A 23271-nucleotide genomic window follows, 5' to 3' on the forward strand; every position below is an offset into this window, starting at 1 on the left:
GTCGCCCCGAACGCATCAGCCCCCGAACACACATCAGCCCGCGAACACTTCAGTCCCTGAACATCCAGCCCTAGGAGTCCCCCGCATGCCCACGACGGTCAACGCGTACATCGCCCCGGCAGCAGATCGCCCGCTCGAGCCGACCACGATCGAACGGCGCGACCTCGGCCCGAACGACGTCGCGATCGCCATCGCCTACGCCGGGATCTGCCACTCCGACATCCACACCGCACGCGACGAATGGGGTGGCACCCGGTTCCCGGTGGTCCCGGGGCACGAGATCGCCGGTACGGTCTCCGCCGTCGGTGAGGGCGTCACCCGGTACGCGGTCGGGGATCGCGTGGGCGTGGGCTGTTTCGTCGACTCCTGCCGTGAATGCGAGCCGTGCAGACTCGGTGAGGAGCAGTACTGCGAGCGCGGCAGCACCGGGACGTACAACGCGCTCGGCCGGGACGGGCAACCCACGCACGGCGGCTACAGCACCTCGATCGTCGTCGACGAGAACTATGTCTGCCGCATCCCGGAGGGGATCGCGCTCGACGAGGCGGCTCCGCTGCTGTGCGCGGGGATCACGCTGTATTCGCCGTTGCGGCACTGGGGTGCGGGTCCCGGCAAGAAGGTGGCGATCGTCGGTCTCGGTGGCCTCGGACATGTCGGGGTCAAGATCGCCCACGCGCTCGGCGCCGAGGTGACGGTGCTGTCGCAGTCGCTGAAGAAGATGGAGGACGGCTTGCGTCTCGGGGCGGACCACTACCACGCGACGAGTGATCCGCAGACCTTCCGCGACCTGCGCAACTCCTTCGACCTGATCCTCAACACCGTGTCCGCGAACCTGCCGATCGGCAAGTACCTGGGCATGCTCGCCCTCGACGGCACCCTCGTCGAACTCGGTCTGCCCGAACATCCGATCGACGTCCCGGCCGGTGCGCTGATCGGCAAGCGGCGCAGCTTCTCCGGTTCGATGATCGGGGGGATCGCCCAAACCCAGGAGATGCTCGACTTCTGTGCCGAGCACGGCATCGGTGCGGAGATCGAGGTGATCTCGGCCGATCGGATCAACGAGGCATACGACCGCGTGGTCGCGTCGGACGTGCGCTACCGGTTCGTGATCGACGCCGCCACGCTCTGACCCCCGTCTGTTGCCCGGCACGCCGACCGGCGGCCGGGCCGGGATGTTTGAGGGCCTCCTCGCTGGGCACCCGTAGAGGGTCGACGTGCCCGAACAACCCGTGAGGAGACCGCGCATGAACTCGACCCGACTTCGAGCGCTGACGACCACGACAGGTCCGTTCGCCTCGGTCTACATCGACGATTCGCACAACACCGAAGATGCCGCGCACGCGATGGAATTGCGTTGGCGCGCATTGCGCGACGAACTGATCTCGGCCGGAGCGGAACCCGCTGTCGTCGATCCGATCGGCACCGCCCTCCTCGGCCAGGTGCCGTCGGTCGGTGTCAGTGGTCGAGCGGTGATCGCCGGTCCGGACGGAGTGATCCTCGACGAGCAGCTCATCCGTCCACCGGTGACCCCGACGGCCCGTTACTCGCCGGTGCCCTATCTGGTCCCGCTGATCGAGCACGGCACCGCGTCGCCCTGCCACGTGGTCGCCGCCGTCGACCACACCGGGGCCGACATCGAGGTCTTCGCTGCCGGTGGGGTGTCCGTGAAGACCGAAACCGTTGAGGGCGAAGGGTATCCGGTGCATCACGCGGCAAGTGCCGAGTCCCCCGGATACGGCGACCCGCAGCAGCGCAGCGACGAAGAAAGACGCAAGAACATCCGGGCGGTGGCCGAGCGCCTGACCGCCATCGTCGACGCCGACGACCCCGAGATCGTCTTCGTCATCGGCGAGACATCCTCGACCGCCGATCTGACCGCCGCGGCTCCCGAGCGGCTGGCCACGCGACTCGTCGATCTGCACCTGGGCGCGCGGCGCGGCGGAGTGGCCGACGCCGACGTCCGCCGTGCTGTCGCCGAAGAATTCGCGCGGCGCCAGAACGAGCTGATCGCCGATGTGGCCGAACGTTTCGAGGCCGGGCTCGGTCATGATCCGGCACTCGCCGTCGAAGGTCTCACCGCCGTCTGCGGCGCGCTGCGGAACGGCGAGGTCGAAACGCTGATCATCGGTGACCTCGACGGCGCGACGGTCGTCGACGGCGGACCGGACGCGGGTGGGGTCGCAACTCTCGCACCGACTCCGGAGAATCTCTCGGAGCTCGGACTGGCACCCGAGCGGACGCTCCTGGCCGACGAGGCGCTGCCGCTCGCGGCGGTCATGATCGGCGCCGAGTTGGTGCGAGTGGACGAACGGATCGCCCCGCGTGACGGGGTGGGTGCGGTGTTGAGGTATTCGCCTCGTTCTCCGGCCCTGGGCTGAGGCCCGGCCGGCGTCGGTGATCGGAGAGGGGCCGGTTCTGATGATGCGCCGCGTCTTACGCGACAACGGGCTGTTCCTGGCCTGTTCGGCGCTGTTTCTCGTCTTCATGTTCGGGATGATCGTGTCCGGTTGGCATGCCTTCAACGCCGAGCAGATGTCCCACGGCGCCGCGTCGGTCTCGCTGTCGGGGTACCTGCGCACCGGCGAATTCGTCGAGGCGACGTTCGAGAACTGGGAATCCGAGTTCCTCCAGATGGGCATGTACGTCGTGTTGACGGCTTTTCTGTATCAACGGGGTTCGTCGGAGTCCAAACCCGTGGATTCCGAAGCGCCGCAGGACGTGGACCCTCGCGCGGAGAAGGACCAGGCCGGTGCCCCATGGCCGATCCGCCGCGGTGGGTGGGTTCTCGCGGTATACGAGAACTCGTTGTCGATAGCGTTTTTCGCGCTGTTCCTCGCCTCGTTCGTCCTGCACGCCGTCGGCGGCGCGCGTGCGTACAGCACCGAGCAGGAGCAACACGGTGAGGCCGCGGTAACGGTCTGGCAGTACCTCACCACATCGCAGTTCTGGTTCGAGTCGATGCAGAACTGGCAGAGCGAATTCGTGGCGGTGGCCGCGATCGTCGTATTGTCGGTCGTACTGCGACAACGCAATTCGGCGGAATCCAAGCCCGTCGCCGATCCCCACCTGGCGACGGGGGCCTGATCAGGTCGTCACAGCACCATCACGATGAGCCCGACGATGATGACGAGCATCGCGATCACCAGGAGACCGACGCCGAGGAAGGCGCCGACCCCGCCGGCCGGAAAGTGTTTCGTCCGATTGGGTTGTTCGTGCGAGAGCCCCGACGTCTGGGGGGTGTCGGGTGGAGTGTCGCCGGGTGCCACACCGCCACCGGACTCCAGATCGGGTGTCTCCTCCGGCGCTGGGTCCATGGACTTGCGCTGTTCGTCAGACATGCTCGTGGCATACCCACGTCACGAAGGGCCTACACCTCGTGGGAGGCCGTCCTCACGGATTTCCGGTGTTTAGAAACCGAACACCCCGGGAAGTCGCACATGTCCGGATACCCGAAACGGATTGGCGGTGAACACACCTAGATGTCCGAAGAACTACCGATGGAGCCGGCCGAGACCGGTTCACCGGACCAGACCCCCGACGACGCCCGCCGCAAGGTGGACGAACTCGAGGCAGAACACGTCGACGAGCCTACGGAGAAGGAGAACGAGGCTCAGCCCACGTCGGGCGACGAGGAGGACCTCGAGTCGCCGGCCGCCGGCGAGCCCGAGCCGCCGGACTGACCCCGGCGGACCGACCGTCGGTGGATGAACAACCGTCGAGCGCCAGGAGGGCAGGAGAATCTCGAGTCTGCGAATGGTGGCCGAACACGGGTTGCCCGAGACGTTGATCACGAACGGCGAGGACCGGATTCGCGGGATCGCCGAGCGATTCGGGATGGATTACCGCGGAGTCACCGTCACCCGTGACACCACACTCCAGATGACCCCGCGCGGCGATCTGGAGACCGTCTGGGGTGCCGACCGGGTCCCGGACGAAGTCGTCGTGTTTGTGACCGAGATGCCTCGCCTGTTCACCGTCCGCGGGGGTCTCGGCGGTGACCGGCGTACCCGGGACAGTGTCGTGCTGGCCGAACTCGACCGGGTACGTGGGGCCGCGGTGATCTCCCTGCCGGCGCTCGGGCCATCCCCCCGCCGGCGGCTCGGCAACCTCATCGCGACGGTGGTGTCCTCTCTGAAGGACTCCTCGACCGAGTCGTTCGAGCGGTCCCGCGGACTGCTGGTCGAACGCGATGGTGAGACGGAATATGTTGTGGCCCCGGGTATCACCCCTCGGATGCGTTTGACGGCGGGGATGGTGCGCGGCAACCGGCCGTGGCGACTGATCCCGACGCTCACGGGCATGACGGCGGCCGCTGCCGCGGCGGCGTCGTTCGGTGTCTTCTTCTCCACCATCTGGTCGATGGCCAACGCGCTCAGTCCATGGCGTCTGGCCGCCATCTCCATACTGTCGATGGTCCTGGCAACGCTCTGGCTGATCGTCAACAACCGCCTCTGGGAACGGACGACCGACACCTACCGACCACGCGCCCGGCTCTACAACACGGCCACGGTCTGCACCGTCGCCTTCAGCGCGGTGGTCCTCTACGTGGGCCTGTTCGTCGCGGTCCTCGTCGCCGCCATGACCGTCATCGAGGAGACCTTTCTGTCCTCGCAACTCGGCTTCCGGGCCGGGCTGGTCAACTACGTCAACCTCGCATGGCTGGCGACGTCGATGGGGATCTTCGCCGGTGCGCTCGGTTCCAGCGCCGACAGTCACGACGACGTGCTCAGGGCGACATACGGCTATCGAGAACGCCTGCGACGCCGCGCCGCGAAGTCGTCACACAGCGGCGAGATGAGCGAAGCCCATTGACCCGCACCCCTGTTCCGTCATAAGACACGATCGGAGCCCCGACACGATGTCTCTGGATCAATCTCGAGCACCACTACTCGAAGCACTCGACGGGTACCGCCGCGAGAACCGGTACGGCTACACGCCGCCCGGCCACCGACAGGGTCGTGGCGTGGACGACCGCACGCGCTCGACCATCGGAGGGGCCGCCTTCGAATCGGATGTCCTCGCCTCGGGCGGTCTCGACGACCGGCGGATGACCAACGCCTACCTGTCCGACGCCGAGGAACTCATGGCGGACGCGGTGGGCGCCGAGCTCGCGTTCTTCTCCACGTGCGGCAGTTCGCTGTCGGTGAAGGCCGCGATGATGGCCGTGGCCGGTGGCGAAGGTGGGGAACTCCTCATCACCCGGGATGCCCACAAGTCGATCGTGGCCGGGCTGATCTTCTCCGGACTACGTCCGCGGTGGGTACGTCCGCGATGGGACGAGACGCTCCACCTGACGCATCCGCCGTCGCCCGCGGAGGTACGCAAGGCGTGGGAGACGGATCCCCAGGCGTCGGGCCTGCTCATCGTGAGTCCGACTCCATATGGCACGTGTGCGGACATCCGGGCCATCGCCGACGTCTGCCACGAGTACGGCAAGCCGCTGATCGTCGACGAGGCGTGGGGCGCGCACCTGCCGTTCCACGACGAACTACCCACGTGGGCAATGGATGCCGGAGCCGATGTTTGCGTCGTCAGTGTCCACAAGATGGGCGCGGGCTTCGAGCAGGGGTCTGTCTTCCACGTCCAGGGCGACCTGATCGACCGCTCTCGGCTGTCACGGTGCGCGGACCTGCTGATGACCACCAGCCCGAGCGTGCCGATCTATGCCGCGTTGGACGGCTGGCGTCGATACATGGTGCGGTCTGGGCGAGAAGTGCTCGGCCGAGGACTCGAGTTGGCGCGCACCGTCCGTCGCAGCGTCGACGAGATCGACGGTCTGACGGTGACGCATGACGAACTGCTCCGTGAAGAGGCCAGCCATGATCTGGATGAGATGCAGGTCCTGATCGACGTGGACGGGCTGGGGGTCAGTGGCTATCAATGCGCCGACTGGCTCCGCGAACACCATTGCGTCGACCTCGGATTGAGCGACCATCGACGGATTCTCGCGACCATCTCGCATGCCGACGACGAGGACACCGCGGATCGGTTGCTGACAGCGCTGCGCGATCTCGCTTCCGCCGCAGACTCTTTCGATCCTCCTCGGGAGATCCGCCAGCCGTCTCCGGACGAGCTGCAGCTGGAGAACAGGATGCTCCCCCGTGACGCCTTCTTCGGCGACACCGAGTCGGTCTCCCTCGACGAGGCTCCGGGACGTATTGCAGCCGAACAGATCACACCGTACCCGCCCGGTATCCCGGTGGTGGTACCCGGCGAGGTGCTGAACGAGCCGGTTGTCGAGTACCTACGGACCGGGAAGAACGCCGGGATGAACCTGCCAGACGCCGCAGACGACGCCCTGGACACCATCAAGGTGGTGTGCCGCCCTACGTGACGGCCCTCCGCATGCTCCGGCCTCCTCGCCCAAAGCGGGGCTACTCGTAAGCCGGGAACACTGGATGAATCCCGGCTCTCAGCCGGGCTGACGCTCGGCGAGCATCGCCAGTCGAGTCAGGCACTCGTTCAGTCGGGGTGACATGGCGGTCTGCTGGACCACCGGCGGAACCCACTTCAGCGGGGCCGTCTCGACGAACTCCTCCATGCCGATCAGGGAGCCGTTGCCGTCCTTCTCGATCGTCATCCGGATGCGGGCGCGACCGAACGGCCAGCCGGCTGCGGACATCTCCAACAATCCCGCCTTGGACTCCACCGACGTCGTCTCGTCGTTGAGCAGCACGGGCCAGACGCCCACCGAGTGGTGGATCTTCGCTCCCGCCTGCGGCCAGGTGGGGTCGACGTCGCGGATGCGTGATGCGCCCACCACCCAGGAGGAGTAGAGCCAGCCGTCGGACAACACCGACCAGACCTGCGCGGGGGTTGCGGATGTGTGGCGTTCGACGCGATTCATGAATGATCTCCGTTCCCTTGTGGTTTCCACGGTTTCGTGAGGTGTCTGGTGATGGTGCGGTTCAACGCTCTTCGCGGCGTTCCGCGTATACCGTCGGAGGCAAGGGCGGCGCGTGCGGCGTTGTTGCCGCAGGCCCCGTGTACCCCGCCGCCGGGATGTGCGGCCGATCCCGCGAGATAAAGGCGGTCCACGGGTGTCGTGGCGCCACCGAGACTCGGCGATGGACGGAAGATCAACTGCTGGAACAATTGTGCCGTTCCCCCGTTCACCGTCCCGTGGACGAGGTTGGCGTCTGCGGTCTGCAGGTCGTGCGGTGTCTGCACGTGGCGGCCGATGGTCATGTCCGAGACGCCCGGAGCGTGCTCTTCGAGTACTTCGTCCATCCGGGCGGCGAGAAGACGAGCGGCCTCGTCGTCGGTGACCCCGCGGGGCAGGTGGCTGTAGGACCATGCGCTCTCGGTGCCGGCGGGTGATCTTCCGGCGTCGGCCGTGGTCATCTGACCGAAGAGCAGGAAGGGGTGTTCGGGTATGTTCCCGGTCTCGATGTCGGCGGTGGAGTAGGCGATGTTGCGCGCGTCCGCGCCGAGGTGCACGGTACCCGCGCCGCCGAGATTGGCGCTGCGCCAAGGTATCTTCCCGTCGATCGCGTAGTTCACCTTCACCACCGGGGTGTCCCAGGTGAACTTCTGCAGATCGTCGAGTACGCGCCCGGGCACGTCGGCCGGAGAGAGCAGGTCCGTGTAGAGCGCAGGCGCCGAGACATCGGCGAGAACTGCCCGGTCGGCCCGCCAGCGGCGTCCGCCGCTGTCGACGACACCTACCGCACGTCCACCCCGGACCTCGATCTCGGTCACCCGGGTGTCGCAATGTACCTGTGCGCCAGCACTTTCCGCGCGGCGCCGCAGTGCGGCAGACAGCGCACCCGCACCACCCACCGGGACCGGATATCCGGTGTCCTGGCCCAGCATGGTCAGCAGGTACCCCATCATTCCGCTGCCGGGTGCATGGAGGGGGATGTCGGCGTGCAGCGCGTTGCCCAGGATGAGCAGTCCCGACTTCTCGCTGTGGAACAGTTCCCGCACCATCCGATCGGCGGGCAGGATCAAGAACCGGGCAAGGCGCAGAGCCTCTGCGGTGCCGACGGAACGCAGCAGGGACAACACCGCGCGGACCGGCGGGAAAGAGCCGAACAACGTGTCGAGGATGGCGGGCCGCAGCATTTCCCACTGCTCGACGAGATCGAGCCACGCCTGGCCGTCACGTCGGTCGAAGGCGGCGAGTTGGGCTGCGGTGTCGGCCGCGTCGGGGTGGACGACCGGTGCGTCGTCGTCCTCGGGCCCCGCCGGATGTCCGAATGCCAATGGCGCTCTGCTCCAGTTCAGGCCGTGGGCTTCGAGATCCAGGTCGGCGAACACCGGGGAGGCGACGGCGAGGGGATAGAAGGCGCTGAAGAGGTCGGTCACGTAACCGGGGGTGAGCTCGGCACTCTTGATCGCCCCGCCCACCTCGGGCGCTGCCTCGAGGACGGTGACGTCCCATCCGGCGTCGGCGAGCCGGATGGCGGAGATGAGCCCGTTGTGTCCGGCGCCCACCACGACTGCGTCTGACACTCGTTTCCCTCTCCGTGATGGCTGCGTTCGGGTGGGTCGAGCCCACGGTGAGAAGGGGTACCCGTGCAGGGGCCGGATAAACGCGGTGAAGGTGTAGGACGGGACGGGCGGGGTAGTCCGGTGAACGTGAAGGTTTCCCTGGGTCTCGGTCGGTTGTGGCATCCGCAGGTCACCGATGATCGTCTTCGGCGGTTGTGTGCCGGACGGCCTGCCGTCATCACCGGCGCCGCTTCGGGAATGGGCCGGTCTCTGGCGAACAGGCTGGTGGCCGCCGGGGTGCCGGTGCTGCTCAGTGACGTCGACACGCAGGCACTCGCCGAGACCGCGGACTCGGCTGCGGAGAACGGCGCGACGGTGCATGCCGCCGAGGTGGACGTCGCCGACACCGCGGCCGTCACGGCTTATGCGGATGAGGTGGTTCGACGGTACGGCGCGCCGGCGCTCGTGTTCAACAACGCGGGCATCACGATGGTCGCGTCCGTCCTCGACGAGGACGACGATTATGCGCGGCGGATCCTCGCGGTCAACTTCGGTGGGGTCGTCAACGGTACCGAGGCATTCCTCCGACACCTTCATACCGCGGGGGGAGGGCGCATCGTGAACACGTCGAGCGCGTTCGGGCTGATGGGATCGCCCGCCCAATCGGCGTACTCGGCGTCGAAGTTCGCGACCCGCGGATACTCGGAAACCGTTCAGAAACAGTTGCGAGACAATGACTCCGGTGTCCGGATCCACATCGTCTACCCTGGCGTGGTCCACACCGCCATCGCACGACGGGCCCGGTACGTGGATTCCGCTGTGCGTGACCGTGTCACCAAGGGTTTCGACCGCCGGTTGCCAGGTACTCGATCGGATGCCGCGGCGATCTCGATCCTCGCCGGTCTGCTCGGCAACCGTGACCGCATACTCGTCGGGTTCGACGCATACGCCCTGGATCTGGGTGTACGAATCCTGGCCGGGGCCCTGCAGCGCCCCGTGGCGACGGTGACGCGACCGGTGTTCCGGCGGATCCTGGGCGCGGGGTAGTCCTGCCGGGATCAGTCGTCGGATGCGTCCTGCGAGTACAGGTTTCGCGTTGCCGGTCCTTCGAGGACCACACCGGTGTGGCTGAAGCGCGACCCGTGCAGCGGACAGTCCCAGGACTGCTCGGCGTCGTTCCAGCGCAGCACGCCGTACAGATGGGTACACAGAGGCGCGACGGATCGGGTCTGGCCGGCCACCGTGCAGACGGCCTTGGGTGCCGCGCCGGAGTGCCCGACGCTGCCGTCGCCCTCGGCGGGTGAGGTGTCCGCGGGTTTCAGCAGGCCGAGGTAGCCGCCGGCCATATATGCCGCGACCTGCGCGTTGGCCGACACCGCCGACGCCAGCGAGCCGGGCTTGGTGACCTCCGAGGTGCGCCAGGGGCGAAGGGTCTTGGACCAGGGCGGCTCCGACCCCAGGATGCGTCCGGTCATTGACAGCGCGGCCGCGACACCGTTGGTGAGTCCCCACTTCGCGAATCCCGTGGCCACCTGAACGGTCTCCATGCCGGGCAGAAGTTGCCCGACGTAGGGCAATTCGTCGATCGTCGTATAGTCCTGCGCCGACCACCGCGCGACCATTCGCGCGGTCGGGAAGTGCTTCTCGGTCCAGGCGATCATGTCCAGCGCGTGTTGGCGTTCGGATTTGGTCCGGCCCACCTCGTGACCGAAACCGCCGACCAGTAGCAGTTCGCCGTCGTGATCGTGGCGCGGAGCGGTTCGCAGGGAGACCGACGGGTTGTCGGCGCCGAGGTACATCTCGCGGGGGATCTCCCCGTCGACGACGAACGCCGCCGCATATGAACGCTGCGGGTGCACCCGGGCGAAGAACCCGGCGCGGTCGAGGAACGGGACGCCGGTCGCGAGGATCACCGACTCCGCGCGCAGGTCGCCGGCGTCGGTGGTGACGGTGTGCGGTGAGCCGTGGCGCAGGCCCTGCACGTGGACACCCTCGTAGAGGTGGCCGCCGTGCGCGCGGAAGTCGTCGGCGAGGGCGCGCAGCACCACCATCGGGTCGATCTGCGCCTGTCCCTCCAGGCGGATCGCGGTGTGGACGTCGAAGGGCAGCTCCGGACAGTCGACGTGCTCCACCGGGATGTCGTGCGCTCGGCAGGCCTCGAACTCCTTCTCCACCGTCTTCGCGCCCGACGCAGTGGCCGCGAACGTCAGCGCCGCCCGCTCGTCGACCCGTAGTCCCCGGTGGGCGAGGTAGTGCCGCAGCCATGCCTGGCCTTCGCGATTCGCCTCGACGTAGTCGTGGACCGCGGCCTTTCCGTGACGACTCGCGATCGACGACAATCGAGTGCCCTGCAGGAGGGAGAGCTTGCCCGTCGTGTGTCCGGTGGCCGCGGCGCCGATGTGGCGTCGTTCGAGAACAGTGACCTTCTGACCGGCTCGAGCCAGCAGGAGTCCGGTGGTCAGACCGGTGATCCCACCGCCCACGACGACCTGGTCGTAGGTGTCGACGGTCCCGAACGGTGTGGTTTCGGGACGCACGTCCGGGAGCCCTGCGTGGTCGGTGTCACTCGCCGGGTCGAACCAGAGGGTTTTCATGGAGCTCGGGTTGCCTCGATCCGGCGCGATCAAACATTTCGCGGAGGGAAGCCGCGGGGTAGGGTTTTCGACTGGGAATCGAATACCCCCCGCCGGGGTTGTCGAGAGTACGACCGGCGAAAGGCGGATGACATGATTACGTCCACACATGGACTGGTGCGGGACGCGGCTGCCGCGGACCGTGCCGATCTCGTCGTGGTCGGGGCCGGCATCGCCGGTCTGACCGCCGCGCTCTGCGCCGCGGAAGGTGGACTGTCGGTCGTCGTCGTGAACAAGGGGCCGAGCTGGCGTCCGGATCGCGGCGAGCAGCCGACCTCGACGTTCTACGCCCAGGGCGGCGTCGCGGTGGTCATGCCCGAGGTCCGTCCCACCGACTCGGACGACACCGACTCGATCGATCTGCACCTCGCCGACACCCTTGCCGCGGGTGGCGGCCTCAGCGACGCGGTCGCGTCGCGTCCGATCCTCGCCGACGGATGGTCGTCGGTGTCCGCGCTGATCGAGTGGGGTGCCGACTTCGACCGCGATGCCGACGGGGAGCTGCTGCGCACTCGTGAAGGCGGCCACTCGGTGCGGCGCATCATCCACGCCGGTGGTGACGCCACCGGTGCCGCGATCCAGCGGGCCCTCCACAATGCCGTCGCGCAGCGTGCCGGTGCCGGAGCGTCCATCCGCTTCCTCGACGACGCGATCGTCACCGAGGTGCGGGTGTGCGACGACCGGGTGTCCGGTGTCTCCTACCTGCGGAACGGGGGGTGGGGTGCAGTCGACGCGCCGACGGTCCTGCTCGCGACGGGTGGTGCCGGTCATCTCTACGCCGCAACGACCAATCCGGCGGGTGCCACCGGCGACGGCATCGCGCTGGCGCTCCAGGCGGGCGCGCAGGTGGCCGACCTCGAGTTCATCCAGTTCCACCCGACCATGCTCTACACACCCGGCGCCCGCGGGCGTCGGACGCTGATCAGTGAGGCGGTCCGGGGCGAGGGCGGCCGACTCGTCGATGTGTACGGACGGTCGGTGACCGAGGGCGTGCACCCGATGGGCGACCTCGCGCCTCGCGACGTGGTCGCCAACGCCGTCGAGACCGCGATCGAACTGACCGGGCATCCCTGCGTCTACCTCGACATCAGTGGGGTACACGATTTCGAGCGCCGATTCCCGACGGTCAGCGCCGGAATCCGGGCGGCCGGCCTCGACCCGGCCGACCACCGCATCCCCGTCGTGCCCGGCGCGCACTATCTCTGTGGCGGAGTGGTGACCGACGACGAGGCGCGCACCGCCGTCGACGGCCTCCTCGCCGCCGGCGAGGTCGCGCGGACCGGCCTGCACGGAGCCAACCGGCTGGCGTCCAACAGCCTGCTCGAAGGGCTCGTGATGGGTCGTCGTGCTGCCGCGGTCGCCCTCGGCCGGCGTGATCTGCGGCCGGCCACCGCGGCCGCCCCGCAGGTGCCCGGACCGATGCCGATCCTCGACCGCGACCTGCTGCAGGATGTGATGTCGCGCCGGGTCGCGCTCCGCCGGTCCGCCGACGGACTGGCGGTCGCGGCCGAGGTGGTCGCGAACGCGCCGCGGCGTGTCCCCCGGACCGTGCGCGAGGTCGAGGATGCGGCGCTCACGCTGACCGCGTCGGCGGTCATCGCGGCGGCCACCGCCCGGACCGAGTCGCGCGGCGCGCATGTGCGCACGGACTTCCCGCAGACCGCCGAGGTCGGGGAATCCCACACGTTCCGACTCGTCGGCGGCGAGATCCGCGAGACGGGGTTCGCCGGCGTCGCGGTCTGACCCGATGCGCGCGCGCAGCGATGCGTGCAAGTCGATGCGCTCGTCGGGCCCGGGCGCTACATTGACGCCGATGACCCAGAGCTCACGACACCCACGCGACACCGAGCGCCGCGCCGCCGGTATCCCGGACGCTCCGCGACACGAGGCCATCGACCTCGGGCACATCACCCTCCGTGCACTGGTGTGGGGCCCGGTCGACGGACCGGTTGCGGTGTGTCTTCATGGTTTTCCCGACTCGGCGTGGACGTGGCGTCTGCTCGCGCCCGAACTCGTCGCCGCCGGCTATCGCGTCGTCGCGCCGTTCACCCGCGGATACTCGCCGTCGGACATACCGCTGGACAAGGACTTTCACGTCGCGGCCCTCGCCTACGACGCCCGGGCGATTCACCGGGCGGTCGGTGCCGGGCGGGATGCGGTGCTCATAGGGCACGACTGGGGTGCGCTGACGGTCAACGCTCTCGCACACCGCCCCGACAATCCGTACTCGGCTGTGGTCGCGATGTCGGTGCCGCCGATACCCGCGATCCGGCGCGCGGTCGCCGACGGCCCGGGTGCGGTGCGTCTGCTGGCGCGGCAGGCCACGATGAGCTGGTACATCGGGTTCAATCAATTGCCGTGGCTGCCCGAGCGGAGTCTGGGCTGGTTGATCCCGTTGCTGTGGCGACGCTGGCGTCTGCGGCGTGCCGGCGACCCGCGGCCCGATTACGACGTCGACATCGACCATGCGCTCGCCGCGCTGCCGACCCGCGCGCATCGATCCGCTGCCCTGGGCTACTACCGCGCGGTGCGCCGCCCACGCACCGATGCCCGCTACGCCGACCTCCGCGACGACTGGTTGGGTGAACCCCGTTGCCGCACCCTGTATCTACACGGCGCCGACGACGGGTGCATGCAGTCGAGGTTCACCGATCACGTGCGCGACGTGCTGCCCGACGGCAGTGCCACCGCGGTCGTCGCGGGTGCCGGACACTTCCTCCACCTCGATCGCCCGGAGGAGGTCAATCGCCGGATCGTGATGTTTCTCGCCCGGACGCGCGGAGGCGGACAGGGTGGCACCGAACCGGCCTCCTTCGTAGACTGACGCCCGGGATCTTCACAGCACCGCGGGCATGGGGGACGCCGTGGCGCTTGCCGGGGGACGCGCCGAGGTAGGCACGAGCACTCGAGAATCGCTCCGAAGACCGGCGTGGCATGGCGGGATGGCGCGCAGAAAACGTGAAGTAGTGCAGGTATGAAGGGGAGTCCGTATGAACGGCGAAGGCTGTTGGTCGACGGTGGTGTGCCGGCCGACCGAACGGGCGGCGCTGGGACTGTCGGGTGAGTCCGATTGGTTGCTGCAGTGCCGTCTCGCGATCGGCCACCGTGGCAACCACGCGACGGATGCGAGCACGCATCCGAGGCATGACCGCCGCCTCTGGCTGGAGTGGAACGACTTCGACGATCGTGCCCAGTCCCTCATCGAACGCAACCCCTGTCAGGTCCCGTCGCCGGAAGGTGTGGGCTGTGTCTTCTTCGTCGGTCACGGCGGACCGCACTTCTATGCGCACTCGAACGGTCACGCCCCGTCGGTGATGTCGCGCGCCGGAAACCAGCAGCGTCCGACTCCCGGACCCGAGCGCACCTCGGGTTCACAGCCGCCCAACCCGCAATCGCAGCGGATGGGGTCTCACCGGTTACCCGACTCCCACCAGCCGGCCCCATCCCCGCCTCCGGCTGAGGCACCATCGCCAGAACCGGTGCACGGGTCCTCGCCAGCGTCGGCTCCGGGTCCGGCCTACCGGGGAGGTCGTCGTTCCACGAACGCCGAACCGCTCGTCTCCGAGGACTACCACGGTCGGCGGCACCGGTCCGGCGCACCGGATCAGGGCGGTCCCGCACGGGTGGCACCGAACCCCGCGGCCGCGAACCCGCCGGTACCGAACACCAAGACCCCGAACCCGCCGGCACCGAACCCCGTGGCCTCGACGCACGCCGCACCGGCACTTCCGGACATGCCGCAGATCGCACCGGCCAGGGCCGGGGAGGGCGGCGTCCCACCGCGAGCGGGGACCGTAGGCCCGAGTCCGCAGGTGGATGCCGCCGACGAACACTCGGAGTCCGAAGCCGCCCGCCGCGCTGCGATCAACGCGGCCCTCGACGAGGTCGCCGTCGCCCTCGCGCGTCTCGCGGCAGCTCTGCGGGCCTAGTACTCGCGGTTCACTCAGTTCGACGCGCGCTCACGTCGGTGCGTTCAGTGCCGCCCGACTCGTCTGCGGCTCGTCCCGCGCAAATACGGTAGGGGGGTACCGTTGGCGGGCGGATGGTGGTATACCTGAGTGACATACCCCTGAGGGGTATCCGTACAACAGGAGCGACATGGACGAGCACCAGCACGGCTACATCGGCCGCAAGGACGACTATCTCAAGCGACTCCGTCGCATCGAGGGCCAGGCACGTGGGTTGCAGCGCATGGTCGAGGAGGACTCGTACTGCATCGACATCCTCACCCAGGTGTCGGCCATGACCAAGGCTCTGCAGGCGGTCAGCCTCGGCCTGCTCGAGGAGCACATGGCCCACTGCGTCGTGCACGCGGCGCAGGAGAGCGACGCTGCGGGCAAGGAGAAGGTGGACGAGGCCATGGCCGCGATCGCCCGCCTGGTGAAGTCCTGACGTCGACCCACACGTCATCGCGCACGACATCAACCGACCACGAGGAGTACGCATGAGCACCACCAGCACCTACACCGTCACCGGCATGACCTGCGGCCACTGCGTCGCCTCCGTCCGCGAGGAGATCGCGGAGATCTCCGGTGTGACCAGCGTCGACGTGACCCTCGAAGACGGAGCCGTACGCGTCGTCGCCGACCGTGAGATCCCGCGGGAGGAGATCGCCGGAGCGGTCGCCGACGCCGGGTACTCACTGGTGTGACATGAGCATCCCCAAGGGTCCCCTGGCCTACGTCGTCGCGCTGATCGCCGCGTTCGTGATCGCCTTCGGCGTCGGCCGGGCATGGGGGCCGCAACCCGAACCGGTGACCCACGACGCGCCCTCGCACGGTGTCGTCGAGACGACCGACGGCAACACCCACGGTGACATGACGAATGGGGGCGATCACTGATGTCTGCGAGTCCTGGCCTGCAACTGGTCGACCTCGACATCTCCGGCATGACCTGCGCGTCCTGCGCGAACCGCATCGAGCGGAAGCTCAACAAACTCGACGGTGTCACCGCGTCGGTGAACTACGCGACCGAACGCGCCCACGTCGAGGTTCCCACCGGGCTCGCCGCCGACGACCTCATCGAGGTGGTCCGTGCCGCGGGCTATGACGCCTCCCCGATCCTCCCCGAACCGCCGGCCGCATCGGCGGACGCAAATGTGGCGGACGCGAACGTGGCGGGCACTGCGACGACCGTCGACCCGGAACTCGACGCGCTGCGTCAGCGGCTGATCGTGTCGGCGGTGCTGTCGGTCCCGGTGATCGCGCTCGCGATGATCCCGGCCTGGCAGTTCACCTACTGGCAGTGGCTGTCCCTGACGTTGGCCGCGCCGGTGGTCGTGTGGGGCGCCTATCCGTTCCACCGCGCGGCGTGGATCAATCTGCGTCACGGTGCGACGACCATGGACACCCTCGTGTCGGTCGGCACGCTCGCCGCGTTCGGCTGGTCGCTCTATGCCCTTTTCCTCGGTACGGCCGGCACGCCCGGACTCACTCACGGCTTCGACCTGCTGCCCCAACGCGCCGACGGGGCGTCGCACATCTATCTAGAGGCTGCCGCGGGCGTGACGACCTTCCTGCTGGCAGGCCGCTACTTCGAGAAGCGGGCCAAGCGTCGTGCCGGCGATGCGCTGCGTGCGCTGATGGACCTCGGCGCCAAGGACGTCGTCGTCCGACGAGACGGCACCGAGAGTCGGATTCCGATCGGTCAGTTGGCCGTCGGCGACGAGTTCGTGGTGCGCCCGGGTGAGAAGATCGCGACCGACGGGGTCGTGGTCGAGGGCGCGTCGGCGATCGACGCGTCGATGGTGTCCGGTGAATCGGTCCCGGTCGAGGTGACCGCAGGTGACGCGGTCATCGGAGCGACGGTCAACACCAGCGGACTGCTCGTCGTCCGGGCATCCGCGGTGGGTTCCGACACCGCGCTCGCGCAGATGGCGCGCATGGTGGCCGCCGCGCAGGAGGGCAAGGCCGACGCACAGCGCCTGGCCGACCGGATCTCCTCGGTGTTCGTCCCCGCGGTTATCGCGATCTCCGTTGCCACGCTGGGTTTCTGGCTCGGTGCGGCGTCGTTGGACGACTTCGCGGGCGGCGACGTGACCTTCGCGTTCACCGCGGCGGTCGCGGTGCTCATCATCGCCTGCCCGTGTGCACTCGGGCTCGCCACCCCGACCGCCCTCATGGTCGGCACCGGCCGTGGTGCGCAGCTGGGCATCCTGCTGAAGGGTCCAGAGGTGCTGGAGTCGACGCGGCGCGTCGACACCATCGTGCTGGACAAGACCGGCACCGTCACCACCGGCGACATGTCCGTGTCGACGGTGATCGCGGCCGACGGTCACGACGAGACGCAGGTCCTCGCATGGGCCGCTTCGGTGGAGGCCGGATCGGAGCACCCGATCGGACTCGCCGTCGTCGAGGCCGGACGTGAGCATGTGACGGAGAAGGCCCGGGACTTCGTGTCCACGCAGGGCGCCGGAGTCTCAGGAACGGTGGGAGACAGGCGAGTTCAGGTCCTCTCACCCAGCAAGGTCACCGTGCCGATGCCCGCCGAGCTCGCCGACGCGGTGGCGACCGCGGAATCGGGTGGTGCGACGGCCGTCGTCGTACTGGTCGGTGAAATCCCGGTCGGGCTGATAGTGGTGTCGGATCGGATCAAGACCTCGTCGGCCGCGGCCATCGCCGAGTTCCGACGCCTCGGGCTCACCCCCAAGCTGCTCACCGGCGACAACGACGGTGCGGCGCGTGCCGTGGCCGCGGAGGTCGGTATCGACGACGTCACCGCGGGGGTGAGCCCGCAGCGCAAGCTCGAGGTGATCGCCGAACTCCAGGAACGGGGCCACGTGGTCGCGATGGTCGGTGACGGCATCAACGACGCCGCCGCGCTGGCGCAGGCCGACCTCGGGCTCGCCATGGGCACCGGCACCGATGTCGCGATGGCGGCCAGCGACCTCACCGTCGTGAGTGGTGACCTCCGCGTCGTCGCCGACGCGATCCGGCTGGCGCGTCGAACCCTCGGCACGATCAAGGGAAATCTGTTCTGGGCGTTCGGCTACAACGTCGCCGCGATCCCGCTGGCCGCGGCCGGCATGCTGAACCCGATGATCGCCGGGGCCGCGATGGCGCTGTCGTCGGTGTTCGTCGTGGGCAACAGTTTGCGGTTGCGCCGGTTCCAGCCGGGTCGCTGATAGCCGCCCCTGAAAACCGCCCCCGAAAAGCACCCCGCAGAACCGCCCCCGAAAACCACCCTCCTGACGGGCCCCGGCGACATATCGTCGCCGGGTCCGCTGCACAGGGTGCTTTTCGGGGGCGGTTATCCGTCGGGGATGGGGCTCAGCTCGCGCTCGTCGTCACGCGTGCCGCGGCGTGGCGACCGGCGCGTCGGCCGAAGTAGGAACCCTCGCCCAATTGCGTTCCGCTGCAATACCCCTTGCAGTCCTGCGCGATGTTGGTGGCGCTCGCGCCGGCCGCATACAGGCCCTTGATGACCGACCCCGACTCGTCGAGCACCTCGCCGTCGAGGGAGGTGGCCATGCCGCCCATGGTGAAGCCGGCGTACATCGCCTTGCCCAGCGACAGGTCGTAGGCGGCCCAGGGTCCCTTGTCCTGGGGTTCGAGGAACTCGGCCGCCTTGTGGAAGTCGGGGTCCTCCTTCTTCGCGGCGTTCTCGTTGTACCGGGCCATGGTCCGCTGGAGGTTGCCCTCCGGAATCCCGAGGTCGCGTTCCATCTCCTCGATCGTCTCCCAGCCGTCGATGAGCGGGACCAGATAGTTCTGCTTCTCGTTCATGTGCGTCTCGTCGACGATGAGGTAGGCCGTCGAATCCGGTTGTTCCAGAATGAAACCCGAGGTGCGTGCGTGGTAGGAGTCCTCGGTGACGAAGCGCTCGCCGAACTTGTTGACGATGACGCCCATGACCATGCTGGCCGGAGGGTAGATCGGGGCGGTGATGAACGCCTTGTCCATGTACTTCAGCTCGGCACCCACCGATCGGCCCATGCGCAATCCGAGGCCGTCGTCGTAGGTGTTGCCCAGGACGAACGGCTTCTCCGCCAGATGCGGCGTGTGTTCGGCGACCATCTCGGGATTCATCACGAATCCGCCCGCGGCGATGATCACCGAGTTGGCCCGGATTACGCCCTCTTCGCCCGGCTTCTTCCACGCCACGCCTGCGACCGCGCCGTCGGAGTCGACGACGAGCTGACGTGCACCGGTCTCGTACCGGACCTCGACGCCGAGTTCGCCGAGGCGTTTGACGAGCAGGTCGATGACGAGTGAGGCGCCACCGGTCTCGCCGGGGACCGGCACCTTGTGGCCGCGCGGGGCGGGGACGGCCTGGTCCTTGAACGGCCAGACCTTCTCGTTGCCGGTGTACATCAGGCCCTCGGTGCCCGGCTGGATGACGGCCTTCTCCGGGTAGAAGCTGCGCTCGAAGGTGAAGCCGAGTCCCTCGAGCCAGTTGAAGTGGTCGACGCTGTCGACGCAGTAGGCGTGGATCTTGTCGGCCTCGGGGTCGATGGACACCGCGGTCAGGTACTTCTCCATCTCCTCGGCGGAGTCCTCCTGGCCCGTCGCCTTCTGGACGGCGGTGCCGCCGCCGAGATAGAAGAAGCCGCCCGAGAGCGAGGTGGTGCCACCGGCTGCGGCGGCGCGTTCGATGAGCAGGACGCGCGCCCCGTTCGCGGCGGCCTCCGCCGCGGCGCAACCGCCCGCGATGCCGAATCCGATCACGACGACGTCGACCTCGTCGGAGAATTCTTTCACCGATTCGAGGGCGACGGTCTCCGGGATCTCGGTACTGGTAGCCATGCGGTCAGATTAGCGGACAAACTAGAACCTGTTCTAGTCTTGGGCTCTATTCGCGAAGGCGCCCGCGGGGGCCGGTCGGCCGAACGCCCGTCGGACGAATGGTGGGCCTTCCATCGCGACCCGCCGCCACGGGCGCAGACTCCGGTATCAAGAAGTGTGGCCTTCTTGTCGACCCGTCGTGCGCACGCCGCAGCCCCGTGGCTGGCGGGCGTCGTCGCGGTGGGTGCCGGCCTGGCCGCGGGGGAGATCGCCGCGGTTCCGGTGTCGCCGGACGCCTCGCCGTACTTCGCGGTCGGCTCATCGGTGGTCGACCACTCGCCCGCGGCGGTCCGGGAATGGGCCATCGAGACCTTCGGTATCGCGGACAAGGTCGCACTGTTCGTCGGGATGGGCATCATCATCGCCGCGATCGCCGGCGCCTGCGGGTATCTCGAGCGTCGCCGGCCGGCGACGGGTTCGGCGATCATCGCGGTCTTCGCGGCCGTCGGCGTGCTGGCGGCGGTGAACCGGCCCGGTGCGACGTGGACGTATGCGCTGCCCTCGATCATCGCCGGCGTCGTGGGCATCGTCGTGCTGCGGCTGCTGCTCGCCCAGCTCGACGACGAACCGTCGCCGATCGATCCCGACGTCCACACGGAAGACGTTCGCCGCCAAGCGCTCTCGCGGCGGTTCGTTCTCGCCGCGGGTGGTGTTGCCGTGGCCGCCGTCGCGATCGGCGTCATCGGTCGCCGCATGCTCTCCGACGCCGCCGACACCCTGGCCGACCGCGCGCGGATCCTGCTCCCGAAGCCGGCCGTCCCGGCACCGCCGGTTCCGGCCGGCACCGAACTGAACCTCTCGGGCGCAACGTCTTTCATCACCGGTAACGACGACTTCTACCGGATCGACACCGCTCTCCAGGTGCCTACGCTCACCACGGTCGAATGGCGGCTGCGCATACACGGAGAGGTCGACAAGGAGGTGACGCTCACCTGGGATGACCTGGTGGCGATGCCGATGACCGAACGACTGGTGACGCTCGCGTGCGTGTCCAACGACGTCGGGGGAGACCTGATCGGCAACGCCAGATGGCTCGGCGTGCCGATGCAAAGGGTTCTCGACCTCGCCGGCGTGCGGCCCGGCGCCGACATGCTGCTGTCCACCAGCGTCGACGGGTGGACCTGTGGCACTCCGATCTCGACGATCACCGACGGCCGCGACGCACTGCTCGCGATCGGCATGAACGGCGGGCCGTTGCCGATCGAGCACGGTTATCCGGTCCGCCAGGTGGTCCCGGGTCTGTACGGCTATGTGTCGGCGACCAAATGGGTCGTCGACTGGGAGATCACCAGGTTCTCCGAGGCGAAGGCGTACTGGACCGACCGCGGATGGTCGGCCCTGGGACCGATCAAACTGGCCTCGCGCATCGACCGGCCCGCCAGGGGCACCTCACATCCGGCGGGCGAGGTCGTCATCGCCGGGACCGCGTGGGCGCAGCACATCGGCGTCGAGCGCGTAGAGGTCCGCATCGACGACGGTCCGTGGCAACCCGCGGAACTCGCGACCGAGTACAGCGTCGACACCTGGCGCCAGTGGAAGTTCGTATGGCAGGCGGACAAGGGAGATCACACCGTGACGTGCCGGGCGTTCGACAAGCAGGGGCGCCCTCAGGTCGAGAGGTACCAGTCACCCGCCCCGGACGGCGCGACCGGTCTGGACGAGCGCAGATACACCATCGCCTGATTGTCTCACCAGCGGATTCGGATGCGAACTCCCCTGTAGAAAGATCATGAGCAATGCTGTTGTCAAGAGGTGAGTGAGGTATCCGACTCTCCTGAGCTGACGCTGAGAGCCCGTGTTATGTTTTCCGCACCTCTGTATGTGAGCCGGGTGACAGTCATCGCTGTCGAAGCCCGAGCACTTCGTGACCTGCGTCAGGTCGTCCGCACCGCCGACACATGGCGGAGCTGCACGATTTGCACGCAGGTCACGGCGTTGTAGACATGTGCGCCGAGAACAGGCGCCGAAACAAGGCGGCGCCTACCGGGCGTCGCCGCCAGACAGGGTGAGTGAAATGACAGTGGGTGTCGTGCGCGAGACAGCCCCGGGGGAGCGTCGTGTGGCGCTGGTCCCGAAGGTGGCTGCCTCGCTGGTGGGCAAAGGTGTGCCCGTCGTGGTGGAGTCGGGGGCCGGTCTCGGCGCCCTGATCCCCGACGAGGCGTACACCGAGGCCGGGGCCACGATCGGAGATCCGTATTCGGCGGATGTGGTGCTGCGCGTGTCGCCGCCGTCGGACGATGAGATCGGCAAGCTGCGCAGCGGTCAGAAACTGATCGGTTTCCTGGCTCCGCGTAATGCCGACAACAAGATCGGTGCGCTGCGTGATGCGGGTGTCGAGGCGTATGCGGTGGAGGCGATCCCGCGTATCTCCCGTGCGCAGGTGATGGACGCGTTGAGTTCGCAGGCCAACGTCGCCGGCTACAAGGCCGTGGTCGTGGCTGCCGATCAGTCGACCCGGTTCTTCCCGATGCTGACGACTGCCGCGGGCACGGTGAAGCCGGCGACGGTGCTCGTGCTCGGCGTGGGTGTGGCCGGTCTGCAGGCCCTGGCCACGGCCAAGCGTCTGGGCGGACGGACCACCGGTTACGACGTGCGGCCCGAGGTGGCCGAGCAGGTGCGGTCGGTCGGTGCGCAGTGGCTCGACCTGGGTATCGACGCCGCCGGCGAGGGCGGGTACGCCCGCGAACTCACCGAGTCCGAACGCGCCCAGCAGCAGCAGGCTCTCGAGGACGCGATCAAGGGCTTCGACGTGGTGATCACCACCGCGCTGGTGCCGGGACGCCCGGCGCCGCGCCTGGTGACCGCCGCTGCGGTCGAGGGCATGAAGCCGGGCAGTGTCGTGGTCGACCTCGCCGGGGAGACCGGCGGCAACTGCGAGCTGACCGAGCCGGGGCAGACCGTCGTCCGCCACGACGTCACGATCACCGCGCCGCTGAATCTCCCCGCGACCATGCCCGAGCATGCCAGCGAGCTGTACTCGAAGAACCTGCTGGCGCTGATCGAGCTGATGCTCGACGAGAACGGCGCCATCACACCGGATTTCGGTGACGAAGTGGTGGCCGCTGCGTGCGTCACCCGTGCAACCTCTGAGGGGGTGTCTGCCTGATGTACGCCGGACTTCTCGCGAATCTCGCGATCCTGGTGTTGGCCGGATTCGTTGGCTTCGCGGTCATCTCGAAGGTTCCGAACACCCTGCACACCCCGCTGATGTCGGGTACCAACGCCATTCACGGCATCGTCGTGCTCGGCGCGCTGGTGGTCCTGGGCAAGTTGCCCGCCGACGCCGGATGGGGCGTGCGCATCATCGCGTTCGTCGCGCTGGTGTTCGGCACGCTCAACGTCATCGGTGGCTTCGCGGTCACCGACCGGATGCTGGGCATGTTCAAGGGTAAGAAGGAGGCCGCCAAGTGATCGGCGCC

General features: G+C 68.2%; 22 protein-coding genes. 17 read left to right on the forward strand and 5 right to left on the reverse strand.

What is annotated here, in order from left to right; translation table 11 throughout:
- Positions 1–85 precede the first annotated feature (85 nt).
- The 3 genes from GOAMI_RS11030 (at position 86) to GOAMI_RS11040 (ending at position 3084) form a co-directional block, all read left to right on the forward strand.
- On the forward strand, positions 86–1129 hold the full coding sequence (locus tag GOAMI_RS11030) for an NAD(P)-dependent alcohol dehydrogenase (protein WP_006436580.1): 1044 nt from the start codon (positions 86–88) through the stop codon (positions 1127–1129).
- Between the two features lie 115 nt (positions 1130–1244).
- The gene (locus GOAMI_RS11035) at positions 1245–2378 is read left to right on the forward strand and encodes an Rv2629 family ribosome hibernation factor (protein WP_006436581.1); all 1134 of its coding nucleotides are present in this window, start codon (positions 1245–1247) and stop codon (positions 2376–2378) included.
- A gap of 40 nt (positions 2379–2418) precedes the next feature.
- On the forward strand, positions 2419–3084 hold the full coding sequence (locus tag GOAMI_RS11040) for a DUF6766 family protein (protein WP_006436582.1): 666 nt from the start codon (positions 2419–2421) through the stop codon (positions 3082–3084).
- Positions 3085–3092: 8 nt separating this feature from the next.
- On the opposite strand, the gene GOAMI_RS11045 is transcribed toward GOAMI_RS11040, so the two are convergent.
- Positions 3093–3338: a DUF6480 family protein gene (locus tag GOAMI_RS11045; protein ID WP_006436583.1), complete on the reverse strand. Its 246-nt coding sequence runs from the start codon at positions 3336–3338 to the stop codon at positions 3093–3095.
- Positions 3339–3479: 141 nt separating this feature from the next.
- On the opposite strand from GOAMI_RS11045, the gene GOAMI_RS11050 reads away from it, so the two are divergent.
- The 3 genes from GOAMI_RS11050 (at position 3480) to GOAMI_RS11060 (ending at position 6334) form a co-directional block, all read left to right on the forward strand.
- Positions 3480–3680, forward strand: a complete 201-nt coding sequence (locus GOAMI_RS11050) for a hypothetical protein (protein WP_040004768.1) — start codon at positions 3480–3482, stop codon at positions 3678–3680.
- A 73-nt stretch (positions 3681–3753) separates the two neighbouring features.
- Complete coding sequence (locus GOAMI_RS11055) at positions 3754–4812, forward strand: hypothetical protein (protein WP_006436585.1); 1059 nt, start codon at positions 3754–3756, stop codon at positions 4810–4812.
- Between the two features lie 52 nt (positions 4813–4864).
- Positions 4865–6334 (forward strand): aminotransferase class I/II-fold pyridoxal phosphate-dependent enzyme, encoded by a 1470-nt coding sequence (locus GOAMI_RS11060; protein ID WP_040004777.1) that lies wholly within the window; start codon positions 4865–4867, stop codon positions 6332–6334.
- 78 nt (positions 6335–6412) lie between these two features.
- Here the strand turns inward: GOAMI_RS11060 and GOAMI_RS11065 are convergent, their stop codons facing one another.
- Both GOAMI_RS11065 and GOAMI_RS11070 read right to left on the reverse strand, forming a co-directional pair.
- A complete protein-coding gene (locus GOAMI_RS11065; protein WP_006436587.1) occupies positions 6413–6847 on the reverse strand; it encodes an SRPBCC family protein in 435 nt (144 codons plus the stop codon).
- The gene (locus tag GOAMI_RS11070; RefSeq protein WP_006436588.1) at positions 6844–8457 is read right to left on the reverse strand and encodes a phytoene desaturase family protein; all 1614 of its coding nucleotides are present in this window, start codon (positions 8455–8457) and stop codon (positions 6844–6846) included. The genes GOAMI_RS11065 and GOAMI_RS11070 overlap by 4 nt, the downstream gene beginning before the upstream one ends.
- 126 nt (positions 8458–8583) lie before the next feature.
- Here GOAMI_RS11070 and GOAMI_RS11075 point away from each other — a divergent pair, with 126 nt between their 5' ends.
- Entirely contained in the window at positions 8584–9483 is a 900-nt protein-coding gene (locus GOAMI_RS11075) for an SDR family NAD(P)-dependent oxidoreductase (RefSeq protein ID WP_051995403.1), read from the forward strand.
- A gap of 11 nt (positions 9484–9494) precedes the next feature.
- On the opposite strand, the gene GOAMI_RS11080 is transcribed toward GOAMI_RS11075, so the two are convergent.
- A complete protein-coding gene (locus GOAMI_RS11080; RefSeq protein WP_006436592.1) occupies positions 9495–11030 on the reverse strand; it encodes an FAD-dependent oxidoreductase in 1536 nt (511 codons plus the stop codon).
- Between the two features lie 132 nt (positions 11031–11162).
- Here GOAMI_RS11080 and nadB point away from each other — a divergent pair, with 132 nt between their 5' ends.
- From nadB to GOAMI_RS11115, 7 genes are all read left to right on the forward strand, one after another.
- Positions 11163–12812 carry an L-aspartate oxidase gene (nadB, locus tag GOAMI_RS11085; RefSeq protein WP_006436593.1) on the forward strand — a complete coding sequence of 550 codons (1650 nt, stop codon included), beginning with the start codon at positions 11163–11165 and terminating at the stop codon, positions 12810–12812.
- Positions 12813–12882: 70 nt separating this feature from the next.
- A complete protein-coding gene (locus GOAMI_RS11090; RefSeq protein ID WP_006436594.1) occupies positions 12883–13893 on the forward strand; it encodes an alpha/beta fold hydrolase in 1011 nt (336 codons plus the stop codon).
- Positions 13894–14059: 166 nt separating this feature from the next.
- Positions 14060–14998, forward strand: a complete 939-nt coding sequence (locus GOAMI_RS11095; protein ID WP_006436595.1) for a hypothetical protein — start codon at positions 14060–14062, stop codon at positions 14996–14998.
- A gap of 169 nt (positions 14999–15167) precedes the next feature.
- Positions 15168–15461 carry a metal-sensitive transcriptional regulator gene (locus GOAMI_RS11100; protein ID WP_005196646.1) on the forward strand — a complete coding sequence of 98 codons (294 nt, stop codon included), beginning with the start codon at positions 15168–15170 and terminating at the stop codon, positions 15459–15461.
- 52 nt (positions 15462–15513) lie between these two features.
- The gene (locus GOAMI_RS11105) at positions 15514–15720 is read left to right on the forward strand and encodes a heavy-metal-associated domain-containing protein (RefSeq protein WP_006436596.1); all 207 of its coding nucleotides are present in this window, start codon (positions 15514–15516) and stop codon (positions 15718–15720) included.
- A 1-nt stretch (position 15721) separates the two neighbouring features.
- Positions 15722–15910 (forward strand): hypothetical protein, encoded by a 189-nt coding sequence (locus GOAMI_RS11110; protein WP_006436597.1) that lies wholly within the window; start codon positions 15722–15724, stop codon positions 15908–15910.
- Positions 15910–18192, forward strand: a complete 2283-nt coding sequence (locus GOAMI_RS11115) for a heavy metal translocating P-type ATPase (protein ID WP_006436598.1) — start codon at positions 15910–15912, stop codon at positions 18190–18192. The genes GOAMI_RS11110 and GOAMI_RS11115 overlap by 1 nt, the downstream gene beginning before the upstream one ends.
- Before the next feature lie 145 nt (positions 18193–18337).
- Here GOAMI_RS11115 and GOAMI_RS11120 read toward each other — a convergent pair whose 3' ends face one another.
- On the reverse strand, positions 18338–19813 hold the full coding sequence (locus GOAMI_RS11120) for an FAD-binding protein (RefSeq protein WP_006436599.1): 1476 nt from the start codon (positions 19811–19813) through the stop codon (positions 18338–18340).
- 165 nt (positions 19814–19978) lie between these two features.
- On the opposite strand from GOAMI_RS11120, the gene GOAMI_RS11125 reads away from it, so the two are divergent.
- The 3 genes from GOAMI_RS11125 to GOAMI_RS11135 all read left to right on the forward strand — a co-directional run bounded on the left by GOAMI_RS11125 (position 19979) and on the right by GOAMI_RS11135 (position 23263).
- Positions 19979–21535 (forward strand): molybdopterin-dependent oxidoreductase, encoded by a 1557-nt coding sequence (locus GOAMI_RS11125; protein ID WP_006436600.1) that lies wholly within the window; start codon positions 19979–19981, stop codon positions 21533–21535.
- A 331-nt stretch (positions 21536–21866) separates the two neighbouring features.
- Complete coding sequence (locus GOAMI_RS11130; RefSeq protein WP_006436601.1) at positions 21867–22958, forward strand: Re/Si-specific NAD(P)(+) transhydrogenase subunit alpha; 1092 nt, start codon at positions 21867–21869, stop codon at positions 22956–22958.
- Entirely contained in the window at positions 22958–23263 is a 306-nt protein-coding gene (locus GOAMI_RS11135; protein ID WP_004020381.1) for an NAD(P) transhydrogenase subunit alpha part 2, read from the forward strand. Before GOAMI_RS11130 ends, GOAMI_RS11135 begins: the two co-directional genes overlap by 1 nt.
- Positions 23264–23271: the final 8 nt, after the last annotated feature.

This window comes from Gordonia amicalis NBRC 100051 = JCM 11271, from assembly GCF_000332995.1.
Taxonomy (GTDB): Bacteria; Actinomycetota; Actinomycetes; order Mycobacteriales; family Mycobacteriaceae; genus Gordonia; species Gordonia amicalis.